Origin of the sequence: Williamsia maris (genome assembly GCF_024171815.1) — a bacterium.
In the GTDB taxonomy this organism is placed as follows: Bacteria; Actinomycetota; Actinomycetes; order Mycobacteriales; family Mycobacteriaceae; genus Williamsia_A; species Williamsia_A maris.
Genome location: NZ_JAMTCJ010000004.1, coordinates 256,563 through 272,450 on the forward strand (window position 1 = coordinate 256,563; position 15,888 = coordinate 272,450).

Sequence of the window (15,888 nt, forward strand, 5' to 3'; positions counted from 1 at the left end):
CAGTCGGGGTCGGCTAGTCACTGGATTGCGTCATCAACCCGTACACAAGGTCGCGCACCTCAGGGGTTGCCTTCCACGGTGCCCCGCTGTCGAAGGGTGGTTGGGGATCGTATTCGAGGCCAAGCTGGATTGCCTGCGCGGTGATCGGGTCTGCGAGCGCGCCGACAAGGGCCAGTGCAAGGTCAATGCCCGCGGAGACTCCTGCTGCGGTTGCGATGCGGCCATCCATCACAACCCGTTGTTCGGTCGGGATTGCGCCGTTGGCGGCCAGCTCGTCGTAGAAGCACCAATGCGTGGTGGCGGGACGATCCTTCAAAATGCCTGCTGCGCCGAGGATCAGGGCGCCGGTGCATACAGAGGTTGTCCATCGTGCGGTGGCATGGACCGCGTTGACCCAGTCGACGGTAGGACCGTGAGTGTTGGCCTCATCGCGGGCGCCAGGGCCGCCTGGAATGACAAGCACGTCAGGTGCGGTCACCTCGGCAAACGTGTGTTCGACACCGAGGTTGATAAGTCCGTTGTCATCGGTGACGGTGCCGGCCGCGTCGGCACAGACGACGACCTCCACACCCGGCATGCTCGATAGAACCTGATACGGACCGATGAAGTCCAGGGCCGTGAATTGGGGAAACATCGCGAACGCTGCGAGCATGATGTGGCGGCCTTCGTTGTCGGGACCGACGATTCCGGTCTGGTATGTGAGCGGATTTGGTTCATGAAGCAGCAGTGACTTCTACGGGCAAACAGGGGGATGGCAGTACTCATGTTTTACTTCTGCCAAATTTAGTTATTGACCGCGACGCACCCGTTGATAGCTCCGCGCTAGCGGCAGGTTCAGAGCGTGTAGTTGGCGAGTATCTGTGCTGTTCGGACATTGTCTGCTCTGACCACTGCGGCGACGTCCCCCAGGATGGCGGGTCGGCGGTGGGGCGATCAGACGGCTCACAGTGCAGTACGGCCTGCCGTCCGTGCGCTCGATAAGCATCTCCGCACACGCCGGCAAAGTCAAGAAGAGTTTCCAGATACCGCTTTGGGTGCTGTTGCTGTGACATCTCGATACCGGCCATGGGCATCGGCCTACCATTTGGGGGTGGCCCCTTCTGAAACCGAAAACGCGGCTCCCGCGAACTCCAACGCAGGGCGCGCACAGCGTCGCCATCGCTCAGCTGGGCAAGCTCGTCGCGAGGCTCTTCTGCGAGCCACGATTGATGTGGTCGCGGACAAAGGGGTTGCTGGCGTGACGCATCGGGCCGTCACTGAGACCGCCAACGTGCCGCTGGCCACTGTTAGCTATTTTTTCGATTCGATCAACGATTTGACCATCGAAGCGATCCGGGCCTTCACAGCACGGCGTGTCGATGAACTGCAGAAGCTTGTCGAGCAGGCCGCCGACACCTCGGTTGCCGGCGCGAACGTGAACAAGGCAGTTGCCGACAACCGGGTGTCCGATCGAGCGCAACTCCTGGCCATGGTCGAGGCGTACCTCTACGCAGCACGCGAGCCGACGATGCGTGATCTCGTAGGCGAAATGCTCGCCGCATTCGAGGCGCTAGCCGCATCTACCCTGCGTATCGCCGGCGCTCCAGCCCCAGACCCCATAGCCCGTTCATTTGTCGCGCTAGTCGACGGATACTCGTTGCACTCCATGTCATCTGATCGCCAACAGGTGCCCACTGACAATTTGAATGACGCACTCGGCGCGCTGTTCCTGGGATACCTACTTCAACAGGGGCACGTCGATCAGGCAGTACAGTTGGCTGCTAACCGCCCACAGTAGGACGCCGGCCACGAGGCGCGGCGTTCGTATCTCATTTGAGGGCAACACTCGTCGCGAGCATTGGCGCTGCCGGTAGCGTCCTGGTCGTGTCTGTTTCGCCGTCGATTGCGCACATCGTCATCTGTTATTGTCATCGCTTTCCGCCTCGACGGGCCCGCGCGGCGCAGACAGCGCTTGCGAAATCACCTCGCCACCGATTCGCCGCGTTTGCTCGAGCGTACTTACGGCTCATCAAATAGGTGATTGACGATTTACCAGTCGAAGTCTGTTCCGACCCTTTGGGCCTGGTCATCACCATCGCGCGAGCACCGAAACCGGATCCAGGGTCGCGCAGGCCTGGAAGACGAACAGCGACCCTGCTAGTCTAGAAGTTCTTCCAGACTTAAAACGTCACTTCAACCTCGACACCAACGGAGTTTTTTCATGAGCGTAAGCAACGTTCAGCACCCGATTCGCGCGCGACGGGTCCGTTTCTCTTACCCCTTGACGATGAACCGGCACTACGTGGACGACGATTTGATCATGAGTCATGCGATCTCGATGCTCTCAGCGGTGTTTCCCGAAGGCGAAGAATTTTTCGTGAAGTCGGTGAGGCACTACAGCGACGACATCGCCGATGAGGCTCTCCGGAGCCAGGTCGCGGGTTTCATCGGACAGGAAATCACTCACGGTCGAGAGCATCGTGAGATCAACGCGAGACTGCAAGACATGGGATACCCCACGTGGGCTAGGGAGCGCTTCACGAAACGCTCCCTAGGGCTGGTCTACCGTGCTGCGCCGCAACGCATGTCGCTTGCCATTACCGCAGCGCTCGAGCACTACACAGCAACGTTTGCTGCGCTACTGCTATCGGAGCCCAAGGCACGGGAGCTCATTACCTCAGCTGAGGTGCGAAAGCTATTGCTGTGGCATGCGTACGAAGAGGTAGAGCACAAGGCTGTTGCCTTTGACGTATACAGACACATCGGCGGCAGCGAGACACTGCGTATTTGGGCGATGCGCGTAACACACCTCGCATTCCTCGGGTCGCTGTGTGCCGCCACAACTGTTTCAATGCTGTGCGACCGTGCCGCCTACAACCCCGTCAGACTCGCACGGAGCGTATCGGCACTGCGAGGCAACCCTTGGTTCAGTCGCGATCTGGCCCGCGAGTTGCGTACCTATCATCGCCGAGGATTTCATCCCGACGAGAACGACACCACACACTTGCTTGAGAGGTGGAGTGCGGAACTGTTCGGTGACAACGGTGTACTCGTCCCGAGGGTGCCAAGGAACAGAACCGAGCCGGGCGGCCACCCCTAAGGCGGTTGAGTAGAAAAAGTTTGGGTGGCCTGGCCCCCGACGATGCCGATGTTTGCCCGCAGAGGTGACGTCCGTGGACGGAGGTGACCGTCTGGACGCGGCATCCCTGCGACCACGATGTGCTGCGACGGGCGTCATAGAAATATCGCTCACGCGGGCATATTGAGTAGTAGCGGCGCAAAGTACTGGTTGGCGAACCAGCGAATCTGTTCAGGAGTGTCCAAGGCGATGGTGGTGTCGCGAGTGAGCACAAACGACAGCGCGATGCGAGTGTGTAGCTCGGCCGCGGTATGAAAGTGTCGCAACTGCTCGGCCGTGGGCGGGCGGTCACCCAGCAGTTCGCGCTGCCATCCCGGAATCGACAGTTGAGCCACCAGCCGAAATAGCGGGCCGGCGTCTCGGGTCAGCGCGGGGACGATGGCTTCGGGCTCGGTGTCTAAGAGCCGCTGAAGCATGGCATTGGTGCGGATCCATTCCACGGTGAAGATCACGCTCTGCGCGATGCGCTCGTTGGCCGATGGTTGATCAGGCAGCGCCGCCCTGTCGGCGTAATAGCCGCGGACCTCGGCTGCCACGACAGCGGCGCCAATGTCGGTTTTTGTGGGGAATTTGCGATAGACGGTGGCCCGTCCGAGTCGCGCTCGCCGGGCGATGTCGTCCATGGTCGAGCGTTTCCATCCGACCGCTTCAATTTGTTCACGTGCTGCGGTCACGATCCGCCACGCCACCTCGTCGGTGTCATCGAGCGAATTCCACACGGCGGAACTGTCTGTCAGTAGCTCGTAGACCCAATCGGTACCGCGATCCGCCCTTGCCTCCGCCATGAGACGATGTTAGCGTGCTGATACGCGGAAGCGAAAGTCGTCTCACACGTATCGCAGCTCGAGGGCTCGCGAGAAGGAGCGCAAATGACCACCTCACAAATCGCTGAGCCGCGCCATCGCGTGGTGACCTCGGGTCGGATCAGGTTGGCCGTCTACGAGTACGGGGATCCGGCCAACGAGACAATCGTGCTCCTGCACGGATGGCCTGACACTCATGTTCTGTGGACGGAGACGGCCGCTGTGCTCGCGGAGCGCTTCCACGTTGTGGTCTACGACCAACGAGGCCATGGCCTGTCCACCTCGCCGCCGAGTTGGCGCGATTTCACATTTGAGAAACTCGTCGACGATCTCGATGCCGTCGCGGCGGTGGTCAGTCCGAATCGACCAGTTCATCTGCTCGGGCACGATTTCGGTGCCATCTATGCGTGGGAGGCGGTCTGCGAAATGGGCGCCGACACTCGGTTCGCCTCGTTCACCTGCCTGTCGGGGACGAACCTCGACCATTGGGGAATGTGGGCGGGCAAAACGCTGCGCCGACCTACCCCTCGCCGCGTGCTGGGCCTTGTGGGGCAAATCTTGAGCTCGTCGTACATCATCATGTTGTTCGTGCCCGGGTTCGGCGAGGCCGTCCTCACGCGTCTGGGGCAACCACGCGTTTGGCGGCGTGTGCTGCGGGTCATTTCTGGAGTCCCGGCCCGGCAGGCCCGATTGTCGGCGACTCTGCCCGCGGACATGCTCGGCGGCGTACGAATCTATCGAGCCAACATCAGAAAGCTCTTCCGACCTCGTAGGAGAACAACGTCGGTCCCGGTCCAAATGATCACCGGCAGATACGATGTGGCGATTCGACAGATACCGCTCGAAGACGAGGAACTGTGGACGCAGGAGCTGCAGGTCCACACACTCGCAGCCGGTCACTGGTCGCCGTTCACCCACGCAACCGACATTGCGTCACTGACCGCTACGTTCGCTGCCGCTCACCCGGTACGGAGCAACGCCGATGCGTGAACTGAACATGGTGTCGCCGGGTAAGTTCCAGTGGCTCGACCGGCCACCACCGACCCTGGTTTCCGACACCGACGCAATCGTCCGCCCGTTCATCGTCGGCCGCTGCGACGGCGACCAGATGCCCACGTCTCGGACACTGCTTCGAGCTCTCCGATTCGCCCAAAAGGCGCGCCTACTCGATCCGATCTTGCGTGAGGGTTTCGGCCCGAAACCGTATACCGAGCCGTGCGCGATCGGCCACGAATGCGTCGCCGAGGTCACTGCTATCGGGACCGGGGTTACCGAGGCCGCGGTCGGAGACCTCGTTGTGGTGCCATATCCCGTCTCCTGTGGACAGTGCGACACCTGTCAACGCGGCCTGACCAGCAAATGCACGACCACGCGCACCGACGAATCGGGTCGGCAGCGAACCGTGTCGTGGTACGGACACGGTCCAGCGACCGGCCCCTACGGCGGCATGGCCAGTGACCTATTCCGGGTTCCTTACGCCAATCACATGCTCACAGCCGTACCCGACGGACTCGATCCCATGCGAATCGCCGCTGCATCAGACAACCTGTCCGAAGCCTGGCGCGCCACGGTGCCCCATCTACGCCAGCGACCAGGAGCGCGGGTCCTGGTCGTGGGAGGCCTGGCACGCGCAGTAGGACTGTACGCAGCCGGTATCGCGGTGACGCATGGCTCGCAGGTCGACTACCTCGACTCTGACCCCGAGCGGCTGCTAATCGCTAAGTCCCTCGGCGCCAACGCCATCAAACGCCCGCATCTGGTGACCTTCCCCCGCCCCCGCCCCCTCTACGACGTGGTCGTCGACGCATCTAACCTGCCGGCGGGTATCGTCCACGCAATCCGCGCGACGGCACCAGGCGGCGCCTGTGTGACACCGAGTTACCACTTCGGGCTACGCACCGGATTGCCGATGATGTACATGACCCTCAACGACATCAACCTTTACGTCGGTTTAAACCATCCCGCGCACAGCCTGCCGGAAGTACTCGCCTGGGTAAACCGCCACGACTTCCCCGCCGAGAAAGTGACCACCCACGTGGCCTCATGGGACGACGCGCCATCCGCCTACGCAACCCGCACCACGAAACTCGTCCTCTACCGGCCCCCGCTCAACGCCGAGTGACCGGGCCCGATCGCGCCCCGATCGCGCACTCAGTCAATGGCACGACGCGAGATCTCGCGATCACACAGAACGACGTCGCTGTAAACCAGCATCAACCCATGGAGGAATGCGAGCGTGATCATCGCAATGGGGCTATTTCCCAAATTCACCGCTTTGGACCTCGTGGGCCCGTATCAGGTGTTCGCGTCCATGCCGGGCGTGCAGGTGGTTCTGTGTGCCGAGAAACCCGGGATGGTCACAGACGACAACGGACTCATAGAAATACAGGTAGACAACGCATTTGACGAGGTCGCCGAACCTGACATTGTCGTGATTCCTGGCGGGCAGGGTGCTCGCGATGAAGCGCGCGCGCACGGTCCGATCGTCGATTGGGTCGCAGCAACTCACCCGACGACGAGGTGGACGAGTTCAGTCTGCACTGGTTCGCTGATCCTCGCTGCCGCCGGACTGCTCAATGGCGTTCACGCCACCACACATTGGTGCTTCTACGACGAACTCGCGTCCCACGGTGCGATACCGTCAGATCAACGGGTGGTGATGAACAACCGCGTAGCGACCGCGGCCGGCGTATCGGCCGGCATAGACCTCGCCCTCACGCTGGTCGGCGAAGTCGAAAGCCCGACAATGGCCCAGGCAATTCAGCTTGGAATCGAGTACGACCCCCGCCCCCCATTCGATAGCGGCTCGCCGTCAAAGGCCGATCCCGAACTTCGAGATCTGGTCTTCGCGCTAATGACTCGACCCGGCCAATGGACGCCGGGCTGATAGGTCAATGTTCGCTCGATCGTCAGCGGATGGCGGCGCGCCGACCGTGCCCACCGTCGGTGACCGGACATCGTCGCAAGCGTTCGGTGCCGACTTCATCCACACCATCACCCCACGAACACGACCTCAGCAACACCCCCTAGCCACCGCCGGTAGGTGACCACGACGGTTTCTGATTGTCTCGCGATAAATACGGTCGGGAGTTTAAATTATGTGTCAGTAAGGGAGATTCATGCACAAATAGCACACGCTCACCACTGCCGACGGTCCAATCTCGGCCACCGTGGCATCACCGGAGGGGACGGGGCCCTGGCCCGGAATCGTGCTCATCCACGATATCGTCTCCGCCCGCGGTGGGGGCATGCCCGACATCATCGACCGCGTAGCGGGCGCCGGTTACGTCGTCATAGCGCCAGACCTGTACTCACGCGGAGGACCGCTGCGTTGCGTCACCCGCGTAGTCAGCGAGATGCGCCGCGGTAGCGGCAGGTCGTTCGACGACATATCCATTGCCCGAGAACGCCTTCTCAACGATCTACCCTGCACAGGAAAGACCGGAATCATCGGCCTCTGCATGGGAGGCGGCTTCGCGCTGGTCATGGCCAGCGACGGGTTCGACGCATCCGCGCCATTCTACCCCTCGTTCCCACCCGCCCGGTATGACGACGTGCTCGACGGGGCGTGCCCCATCGTGGCCAGCTTCGGTCGCCGCGACCCCGTACTACCCCGCGCCGACCGCAAACTGCGCACCGCACTCACCAACCGGGGCATAGAACACCAGATCAAGACCTACTCCAACAGTGGCCATGCCTTCGCAAACCCGCATCCCGGAGCGTCACTACTGCGGGTTCTCGGATTCGGCCACCACGCCGAGAACAGCGAGGACGCCTGGAGTCGCGTCTTCACATTTTTCGGTACACATCTCACCGGCTGACGAGCTGCGATCGGAGTCGATCGACTCCGACGGCACGGTCAGCCAAACGGCCTCTCACGGTTCTTGACTGAACCGGCTGCTCAGCCAGTTGTTAGTGGGCCAGTAGCTCGACGATGGCAGGTGTTTAGTACGCATGAAGCATTACAGCCGGGGTAAGCGGCTCGCATTCGAATTCCAGATTCCGAACACGATGTAGGGCGAACAGACACCCGCAGCGCCGCCCAACGCTCCCACGCCGGATCCCTCACCGCCCGCGACATCGACGCCGAGGTCATCACCGCCCACTGGAACGCGATCGCCGACCGCTGGCCCGACGAGTAGCAAGCTGGAAACGATGACTATTGTCCGATCCAGAACATGTTGAGAGTGGATCGAGTTTGGGAGCACGTAACTCTCAATGTCTTTCTGGACGTGATCGGTGTCGCTGACCCAAGAAGAAGTGAGAGTGCGGGAAGCTGTTCTGAGAAGGCACGAGAACGCCGGACATCGAGCTGGGTGAAATGCTAGGGCATCTAAACCACTTCGTGTCCGCCCGCGACGTTCGTCAGCGGGGCGGTTGGCATACCCGGCCGTCTGGTGTCTGCATCTTGGCCTGGCAGCCTCGTCGCCGGTCTCCAACCTGCGACCACTGTCGTCTAAACGCATGAATTTCACGCTGCGTATTTCAACGTGTGCCACCTGAACAGCGCAAACGTGAGCCAGAGGGCGCCTGCGCCATCACGGTGTCGGAACTCGGGCGTACCGTCTGATTTGTCCGAGAATCAACCTAAGGAGGCGGACAGATGGCTGTTGGAGACATCGAGACGTATTACGAGGACGGCGTCTGGAAGAACCGGGTTCAGGGCAACCAGCGTGCGTCAGACGCCGGCGGAAGCAAGGCGGATGCGCAGGCGCGCGGCCGCGAGAAGGCAATCGATCGCGGTGTCGAGCACGTGGTCAAGAAGCGCGATGGGACGATTGGTGAAAAGAACACCTATCCACGGTCGCGTGATCAACACCCACCGAAGGGATGACAAATGGCTGAGAACCATGACCCCAAGCCCGACGGAGCACTCACTGGATCAGGCTATTTCGAGAAGGGTTCCGACTCGTTGCCAGCGCCCCCACCGCCGACCATCGAAGTTGCGCAGCCATTTCAGCAAGGGGAGCCTGAGGGCCCTGCAGTGCCCCAGCAGTCCGCAACTGACTACTGGGGCGACGTTTCGGACTGACTGGTGATCCCCTCCAGCTGGCTAACGGTGTTCGGCTTCTTTGCGTTCGCCGCTCCAGGAGTAATGTATGACCTGCTTGCGGCTCAAAAACGCGCTGTTCGGAGGGAATCCACCCTCCGAGAAGTGAGCAGAGTCGTACTTGTCTCGACCAGCTGCACGGCGCTGTCAGCCCTAGTCGTCCTGATTGCCGGTCCACCGCTCACAGCGTGGCTTCCGTCATGCGCTGGGATTCCTACCGCTGGGGAGCTAATACTCGCCGACCGAAACTTCCTTGCTGGTCACACCATCGGCGTCTCGCTTGGCGGGTTCTTGTTTCTGGCGGTGTCGATCGGAGTCGCCCTCGGCGCCTACTTGTTCAATTTTCGCAAGGTGGGCTCGAAGCTCTCATACGATTCGCAGTGGACTCTCGCTTTTCGTCGGAGACTCCCTGCAGGCTATGACAGCGCTGTACGAGTGAAGCTAAAGAATGAGACGGTTTGGTTTGGTGTCGTACGCGACTTCTCGGTTGACCTTGAGCTTGCAGATCGAGAACTTACCTTGCGCCCGCCGTTGGCTTTTCAGAAGCCGGGTGGCGAACCATCATGGATTGACCACACAAGGAACGGCTGGGGCCAAGTCGTGATCCACGGGGAGGAGGTCGAGTCCATATTGGTCCGATATCAGCGCACCTCCGACGAAATAATCGATCGGTGAAGACGTGCCCGAGACTTTCTAGCCATTGATCTAGAGTTGTCCGCGCTGCGTGATGCCGTGGACAAGCAACTACCCGCTAAGACTGCCGCCAACCTTCTCGTTGCGACCTGGAACCTCCGCGCATTCGCCAGTGTCACGCCGAAGTGGAACTCGACGAAAGGTGACTCACCAGAACGGGACTGGCGTTTCGTGGCTCTCCTGAGATCGTCTGTAGCTTCGATGTGATCGCCGTTCAGGAGGCTCGCCGCGACACCACGACTTTGCGCTTCCTCCTCGATCGACTCGGCGACGACTGGAGCTTGACTACGTCGGACGTGACCGAAGGCGACGCCGGCAACGGCGAACGACTGACCCTCAACTACGACTCGACCCGGGTACAGCTTCGAGCCTTGTCGGTGAAATCGTGCTGCCCGACACGGGAGGCAAACCCGTTGAACAGTTCGCGCGTTCTCCTTATGCGGCTGGGTTCCGCCGCGGCAATGTCGAATTAATCCTGACCACGGTGCACATCGCGTGGCGAGACGACGCGGCGAGTCCTCCGGCGTCCGTATCCGCAGCGACGCGTTCGTTCGCCGGGCGTCCTGGACTGTCGATATCCTGGTCACCCTCGCGGACGGCCACCGGATCGCCATCGAGTACGACGGGTCGTACTGGCACGCAGACAAAGTCGCTTTGGATAGCGCGAAGTCTCTAGACCTCCTCGCTGAGGGCATCGAGGTTGTTCGATTGCGCGAGGCCCCGCTTCCAACGCTGCCGATCGAAGTTCCCACCTACCACGAGATCGTTATTCACAGCGCGTCACCCGACCCCGTCGGCGTCATAGGAAAGGTCCGCGACCTCGCCCGCTGAAGTCCCTCGGGCATGATGCAGGCGACGGGGAATTTTGGTCTGTGGTGATGAAGTCACCGTGGACCAGTAGTGCTCCTGGGCCGACGATGTCACCGCTTCTGAGTGGTTCGGTTTGAGTTGGGTCGGCGAAGGGGCGACGGATCGTGCTGTTGTCGTCGTCGTCTCAGTCGTAATGCTCGGCGGCGGGCTTTCGGAGGACTTCCCGTTCATCGATACGGGTGTGGGTGGGTGCTGGGTCCGCCTGTGTCGGTCGTTGGCCTGGACGGTGGTGTACCTCTGCACTAGCGGGCCATAGGTCTTCCGGAAGGCCGGATATCTGTCGGGGTCGATGCCGACCGACTTGGTGCGCACGGGCGCAATCATGTCTCTTATGGCGTCACGTGTCCGAGGCGTGAACTGTTCGATCGTGCGGTGGTTCGGTACCCTCTCGGGAAACAGACACTGGGGAGGACCGATGGGCAACATGCTGAGGGCTGACCTCGACGCCATCAGAGGTTTGTCAGACAAACAGCATCTGAGCGCTCGCGATGTACGAGCAATCGACGTCGGACCAGTGTTTGCTCCCGCGTCCGCCGGACTGATCGGCTCCGACACGGCGGCGCAACTGTCCGCCGCGACCGAGAAGATTACTTCGGCACTGAGCGAGGTTGCCGGGCGGATCGACACACTGGCGCAGACGAACCGTCAAGCGGCCGACACCATTGGCATTGCTGACGACACCTACGCCCACAACATCAAGGCGACGCTCAACTTGGCCCCATGAGTTCACCCTCACTTGCCCAGGTCCGGACCTGGAAAAGGAACAGCGAAACTTTGACCGTCGCCGCGTCTGCCCTCGACGGCAAAGTCGACGAATTTGACAAGGCAATGAACTCTCTCATCCGAGACGTTGACGCGACGATGGACAGCTGGAAGGGCGACTCCGCGACTGCATCTCAGGCTGCCGCCGACTCCGAGAAGCAGATCAGCAGCCGTCTTGGGATGGGAATCCTCCAAATCACTGACGCGCTCAACTCCCTGGGGCCGGCGTTCACCCATGCCTGCGACACCACAGTCCGAGCGGCCGATGAGTTCGGCGCATTGGGGTACGTCGTCGCGGCCAATGGGATGGTTACCCCGCCTGCGGGGGTCACTGGTGGTTTCCCTTCGGACATCTCGGTCGGGTTGACTGCCGAAGAAGCCGCGCCGGTCGCCGCGAACAATGCCCGCTTTCACCAAGCCGAGCTAGCGCGGTTACTAGCCGCGGTCGGCCAGGCAGACGCGGCACTCGCGGCCAAGGTGGCAGAGGCCGCGAATGCGCTCGGCCAGTCCGCCGACCGCGCCACAGCGTCTGTGCCGGTCTCGCCGCAGGTGCAAGCGATCCTCGACGGTAAAGCCGAGTTGCCGACAGATCCGGAGAAGCTGAATGCTTTTTGGAATACGTTGACGGCCAACGAGAAAGCGGAACTGTGGAACCACGATCGGAATGTCGGCAACATGGACGGCATCCCAGCCGCCGACCGTGATCACTTCAACCGTCGTAACCTGCCTGACCTCCAGGAAAAGGCGCAAGAACGACTCGACAAGGTTGGTCCCGAGCCGGTGTGGAGGCCGTCGCCGGGCTTCCCCCGCAAGGAGGACTACCCGAAATACATCGAGTGGAAGAAGGCCCACGATGCTGCGCAACGGCAGGTCGACGGCTTGAAAACCCTTGACGGGCGTCTCAACAACCCGTCCGATCGACCGTTCTACCTGCTTGCAGTACGCGACAACGGGCAAGCCGCGGTAGCTGTGAACAACCCCGACATCTCGAAGAACGTCTCCACCTTCGTGCCCGGAACGGGTACCGGCATCAACACTCTCGACGGTAACTTGCTCCGGGCTAACGCAATGGCCGGTGCAGCGACAGAGGCAGGCCAGGGCGCCAGCGCATCAGTAATCACTTGGCAGGATTACGACGCCCCACAGGACGTCCTTAAGAACGCGTGGCAACCCCACTATGCGGAGAATGCGGCGGGAACGCTCGACCGGTTCCAGGACGGCATCGCCGCGACCCACACCGGAGACACCCCGGCCCACACGAGCGTGCTGGGACACAGCTACGGGACCACAGTCGTTGGCCAGGCCGCACTAGACGGTCATACGTTGAACACTAATGAAGTGGTTCTCGTGGCCAGTCCCGGCCTTGGCGAATTCGGGGACGCTTCCGAGCTCAGCTTGACGGGAGTTCCAAACGCCGACAACGGCGAACATGTTTGGGCCACGGTCGCGGACAGCGACTCGATCAAATACACCCCCGGCGTCATCCTGGGCGACAAACCGTGGCTACCGCAGTACGGCGGGCAACTCTTCGCCTCCGACCCTAGTGGCGGGCACTCCGACTACTGGAACGATGACAACGTGGCCCTGGAAAACATGGGCAGAATAATCGCCGGTTTGGACACAGTCGACCGATGATGATCCAGATACGGCGAAGTTTACTGATTTTGGTTCTGGCCGCGGCGGCCCTTGCGGCCTGCAGCAATGGTGACGAAGCGGAGAAGTGTATGACAACGAACGATGCCGCCCGACAAGGCTTGGTCACCCGCATGCATCAGAGCGCCGACGCGCTGCCGTGGCCAGTCACCTTGGTCAAGCAATATCCAGGCGAGCCCTCAGCAGTCCTCTCGCCCAGCCCTGTACCGAATAACACAGACGACACCAACCCTGAACAGCCCTACTCATGGAGCTTCCCCATGTGGGTGCTCCTCCCGTCCGGAGTGACCGCTGCGCAGGCGACCGATGCGTTCAACCAGGATTGGCGCAAACAGGGATTTGCCGTGACCGAGCGCGCCACCGGCAGCGTGCAAGCCAAGGACAGCGACGGATACGTCTACGTCACCAAAACGTCGGTTCAAGGGGGCGTGTCACTGAACCTCGGGTCACCCTGCTTCCCGAAATCGCAACTCGACGAATCGGGATCATGGCCGGATCGTATCGAGTCAAACGGCTAGTCACGCCGTCACGTCCTGCCATGGCGACGAGCGCCGCGGCGCTGACAGTGCCTCGCGCCACGATGGGTTCACTGGTCGCGGGTCGAGGAGACCGACGTGGCGAGGCTCGTGGAGGTTCCCCCAGGACGTTGCCCGAACGGAGACAAGTGGAACCGCCCTTACATTTGCCTGGTTAATTGGGACAACTAGCGTGCGGTCTCCTGTCGGGCTACCACTTCCGCAAAATGTGAGGAGACGGTTTGCCCGAGTGTCTGCAATCCGCACCCCCAGCGGTGGCTTTCGAATTAGTGGTCCCTACCGTTCACCCCAACCTGTTGTGGCGGCCCGTGCAGCAATTCGTGCAGCGCGCCGGTCCTCGCTAAATTTGCGCGCGCGAGGGCCGCGTTTGATCGCGCCGTCGTCTTCGATGGTTATCCAGCCGGCGCAGACTAACCAACGAGCTTGCGCCTCAGCGTCCGAGACGTCTCGGAAAACGTTCTGCCCGTTGCGTGTTCGTGTCTCAAGGACTAGATCGCGGAGGTGGGGTCGGCGCCCGTGCATTGATCTGAACTTTCCAACGCTGTGAGCAACCAGTTCGCCAACTTGATTGCGGTTGCGCACGCGGATCGCGCCAGCTGTTGACGCGTAGAACGACGGTCCTGCGCAGGTCGACCGCTCCTGGTTACTTGCAACGATCCATCCCCTCGACATCAATGGGCGCATAGCCGTTGACATGGTGAAGCGATCGATGTGGCCACGTTCTGCTGCAAGGTCGTGTAGCTGCTGCTCGTCGTATGGTGCACGAAACAATTCCATCCATGTTGGTCCGCAGCCATTCTCGCGCCAATGACGATCTGCGCGTCCCGCAATCACTTGACCCAGCTCGTCGAGCTGTGTGCGTGACATGGTCATCTCCAGGCGCTCTCGAGGTGCCCGCTGCGCACGCCAGGTCGCCATCGCGGCGACGGTGGGGGTCGTCTGAGTTCGCAAGATTCGAACGATAATTGTGGCGTCATCGGAGCGCGGTTCAGGCAGTACGAGCGGCTCGCGGGCGAAACCGGCGGAGCTCGGCGCTGCGGCCCTGTGTAGCAGGCGAAGCGAATCCTCACCGGTGACGCCGACCTGTGTGAGCCATGCTTTGCACGTTGCTTCGGTCGGTTGAGGGGCATCTGAACTACTCACGTTGTTCGCCGTCCACGAGAACCTCCTTCGGGGACTGTACTACTAGTAGGGCAGACATTCGTGTATTCCGACGGCTTACTCACTGGGTGCCGACACGACCCAGCCAGCGCGAGCCTGATCGCGAGGCGTCGTGGATACAGAGTCGCGCGCTAGTCGGTGCGCGGATTCGGGCGCTGAGGATCGAGCGGGGGCTCACGCAGGAGGCGCTCGCGCTGGAGTCGGGGGTTACCCGCAACATTTTGATACAGGTTGAACACGGCAAGCGAGGTTTGCTCTACGAGCGGCTATTCGACTTGGCGGATGCGCTTGAGGTGTCTGTAAGCGACCTTGTGCGACCAGAGTGACGGCGGTTCTCGCTGTCGGAGCTCGTCCGCATACATGCGATGACTAGCTAGGCACGAAGAGTTCAACTCAGTCGACCTGAGAATGATCGGGCTCATGTGTGCTGGACGTTCGGTCGGTTGCCGCGCTACGGGTCGTCGTCACCGGGCCGGTGAACGGTTAGTACGCCAAACGACAGCGGTGCCGGCGCCCGTCGGCGACTTCAACTTCTGCATGTTCGTTCGTCGTCGCCTGGCGGTCGTTGGCTAGCAGTAGGGCAATGAAAGGGCTGGTGGCGCCTGATGGTCGCAGCCCTACGACTACATCGAGTTCGAATCGATCAACCGCCGAGCGGAGCGTCTCGCGTCGCTGCATGCCGGTGTGGCCTTCGGAAGCGCGGTCATACGAGAGAAGTAGCGCAGTGAAAGCGACGGCGTTCGGGTACCACGCAGCGACATCTCGGGGATCGCGCGTTGACGATGCGGCCTGAATTCTTAGTTGGTTCCGGCGTTGTTGGATTCGTGGGTCGCGGGCGAATATCGGCCAGTCGTGCCAGTGCATGAGGGCTGCGACGGCGTCGTGAAAACGCTGGTGTGTCGATCCTCGGCCGTATGTCTTGATTAGGTGCTGGTGCCTGACGTTGGCCCGTGACACTTCGCCTACCGGTGCTATCGAGAATTGTTGATCTGCTGAGCATTTAAGGATTCCTGCGCCGACCCATCGTCGGTGTTGTTGACAGATCACCTGCTCGTGGCTGGCGAAGACTTTAGTGTCGCTGCCAGTGCCTCGAGTTGCGGCGCAGAGGCGACACGCTGGCCGAATGGGTGCCCGCGCCGATACGGCCAGGTTCAGGTGCGGCCAGCGTTCGCGATCTTCCGAAAAACGGACTTGTGGCAGCGCGGTCGCGAGGCCGATGTCACTGACTCCGGTCAGCTGATG

At 61.4% G+C, this 15,888-nt stretch carries 15 protein-coding genes; 13 read left to right on the forward strand and 2 right to left on the reverse strand.

Going from position 1 to position 15,888, the window contains the following annotated elements; genetic code table 11:
• Positions 1-13: 13 nt before the first annotated feature.
• On the reverse strand, positions 14-652 hold the full coding sequence (locus LX13_RS19845; protein ID WP_253663059.1) for a DJ-1/PfpI family protein: 639 nt from the start codon (positions 650-652) through the stop codon (positions 14-16).
• A gap of 438 nt (positions 653-1,090) precedes the next feature.
• On the opposite strand from LX13_RS19845, the gene LX13_RS19850 reads away from it, so the two are divergent.
• Both LX13_RS19850 and LX13_RS19855 read left to right on the forward strand, forming a co-directional pair.
• The gene (locus LX13_RS19850; RefSeq protein ID WP_253663060.1) at positions 1,091-1,777 is read left to right on the forward strand and encodes a TetR/AcrR family transcriptional regulator; all 687 of its coding nucleotides are present in this window, start codon (positions 1,091-1,093) and stop codon (positions 1,775-1,777) included.
• A 423-nt stretch (positions 1,778-2,200) separates the two neighbouring features.
• Positions 2,201-3,079 carry a metal-dependent hydrolase gene (locus LX13_RS19855; RefSeq protein WP_253663061.1) on the forward strand — a complete coding sequence of 293 codons (879 nt, stop codon included), beginning with the start codon at positions 2,201-2,203 and terminating at the stop codon, positions 3,077-3,079.
• Positions 3,080-3,228: 149 nt separating this feature from the next.
• On the opposite strand, the gene LX13_RS19860 is transcribed toward LX13_RS19855, so the two are convergent.
• Positions 3,229-3,903 (reverse strand): TetR/AcrR family transcriptional regulator, encoded by a 675-nt coding sequence (locus LX13_RS19860; RefSeq protein ID WP_253663062.1) that lies wholly within the window; start codon positions 3,901-3,903, stop codon positions 3,229-3,231.
• Between the two features lie 84 nt (positions 3,904-3,987).
• On the opposite strand from LX13_RS19860, the gene LX13_RS19865 reads away from it, so the two are divergent.
• From LX13_RS19865 to LX13_RS19915, 11 genes are all read left to right on the forward strand, one after another.
• Entirely contained in the window at positions 3,988-4,911 is a 924-nt protein-coding gene (locus LX13_RS19865; protein WP_253663063.1) for an alpha/beta fold hydrolase, read from the forward strand.
• The gene (locus tag LX13_RS19870; protein WP_253663064.1) at positions 4,904-6,043 is read left to right on the forward strand and encodes a zinc-dependent alcohol dehydrogenase; all 1,140 of its coding nucleotides are present in this window, start codon (positions 4,904-4,906) and stop codon (positions 6,041-6,043) included. The genes LX13_RS19865 and LX13_RS19870 overlap by 8 nt, the downstream gene beginning before the upstream one ends.
• A 114-nt stretch (positions 6,044-6,157) precedes the next feature.
• A complete protein-coding gene (locus LX13_RS19875) occupies positions 6,158-6,808 on the forward strand; it encodes a DJ-1/PfpI family protein (RefSeq protein WP_253663065.1) in 651 nt (216 codons plus the stop codon).
• A gap of 271 nt (positions 6,809-7,079) precedes the next feature.
• Positions 7,080-7,742 (forward strand): dienelactone hydrolase family protein, encoded by a 663-nt coding sequence (locus LX13_RS19880; protein WP_253663613.1) that lies wholly within the window; start codon positions 7,080-7,082, stop codon positions 7,740-7,742.
• Between the two features lie 782 nt (positions 7,743-8,524).
• Entirely contained in the window at positions 8,525-8,755 is a 231-nt protein-coding gene (locus LX13_RS19885) for a DUF2188 domain-containing protein (RefSeq protein WP_253663066.1), read from the forward strand.
• A 201-nt stretch (positions 8,756-8,956) separates the two neighbouring features.
• Positions 8,957-9,646 (forward strand): DUF6338 family protein, encoded by a 690-nt coding sequence (locus tag LX13_RS19890; RefSeq protein WP_253663067.1) that lies wholly within the window; start codon positions 8,957-8,959, stop codon positions 9,644-9,646.
• Between the two features lie 513 nt (positions 9,647-10,159).
• Positions 10,160-10,495 carry a PDDEXK family nuclease gene (locus LX13_RS19895; protein ID WP_253663068.1) on the forward strand — a complete coding sequence of 112 codons (336 nt, stop codon included), beginning with the start codon at positions 10,160-10,162 and terminating at the stop codon, positions 10,493-10,495.
• A gap of 454 nt (positions 10,496-10,949) precedes the next feature.
• Positions 10,950-11,258, forward strand: a complete 309-nt coding sequence (locus LX13_RS19900) for a DUF7162 family protein (RefSeq protein WP_253663069.1) — start codon at positions 10,950-10,952, stop codon at positions 11,256-11,258.
• Positions 11,255-12,931, forward strand: a complete 1,677-nt coding sequence (locus LX13_RS19905) for an alpha/beta hydrolase (protein WP_253663070.1) — start codon at positions 11,255-11,257, stop codon at positions 12,929-12,931. The genes LX13_RS19900 and LX13_RS19905 overlap by 4 nt, the downstream gene beginning before the upstream one ends.
• Positions 12,928-13,467, forward strand: a complete 540-nt coding sequence (locus LX13_RS19910; protein ID WP_253663071.1) for a hypothetical protein — start codon at positions 12,928-12,930, stop codon at positions 13,465-13,467. The genes LX13_RS19905 and LX13_RS19910 overlap by 4 nt, the downstream gene beginning before the upstream one ends.
• Before the next feature lie 1,247 nt (positions 13,468-14,714).
• Complete coding sequence (locus LX13_RS19915) at positions 14,715-14,972, forward strand: helix-turn-helix domain-containing protein (RefSeq protein ID WP_253663072.1); 258 nt, start codon at positions 14,715-14,717, stop codon at positions 14,970-14,972.
• The last annotated feature ends 916 nt before the right edge of the window (positions 14,973-15,888 follow it).

Excerpts from the sequence above, each read along its gene's own strand:
- LX13_RS19845 (WP_253663059.1), bottom strand. The coding sequence starts at position 652 with ATGCTCGCAGCGTTCGCGATGTTTCCCCAATTCACGGCCCTGGACTTC.
- LX13_RS19855 (WP_253663061.1), top strand. The coding sequence starts at position 2,201 with ATGAGCGTAAGCAACGTTCAGCACCCGATTCGCGCGCGACGGGTCCGT.
- LX13_RS19860 (WP_253663062.1), bottom strand. The coding sequence starts at position 3,903 with ATGGCGGAGGCAAGGGCGGATCGCGGTACCGATTGGGTCTACGAGCTA.
- LX13_RS19865 (WP_253663063.1), top strand. The coding sequence starts at position 3,988 with ATGACCACCTCACAAATCGCTGAGCCGCGCCATCGCGTGGTGACCTCG.
- LX13_RS19870 (WP_253663064.1), top strand. The coding sequence starts at position 4,904 with ATGCGTGAACTGAACATGGTGTCGCCGGGTAAGTTCCAGTGGCTCGAC.
- LX13_RS19885 (WP_253663066.1), top strand. The coding sequence starts at position 8,525 with ATGGCTGTTGGAGACATCGAGACGTATTACGAGGACGGCGTCTGGAAG.
- LX13_RS19900 (WP_253663069.1), top strand. The coding sequence starts at position 10,950 with ATGGGCAACATGCTGAGGGCTGACCTCGACGCCATCAGAGGTTTGTCA.
- LX13_RS19905 (WP_253663070.1), top strand. The coding sequence starts at position 11,255 with ATGAGTTCACCCTCACTTGCCCAGGTCCGGACCTGGAAAAGGAACAGC.
- LX13_RS19910 (WP_253663071.1), top strand. The coding sequence starts at position 12,928 with ATGATGATCCAGATACGGCGAAGTTTACTGATTTTGGTTCTGGCCGCG.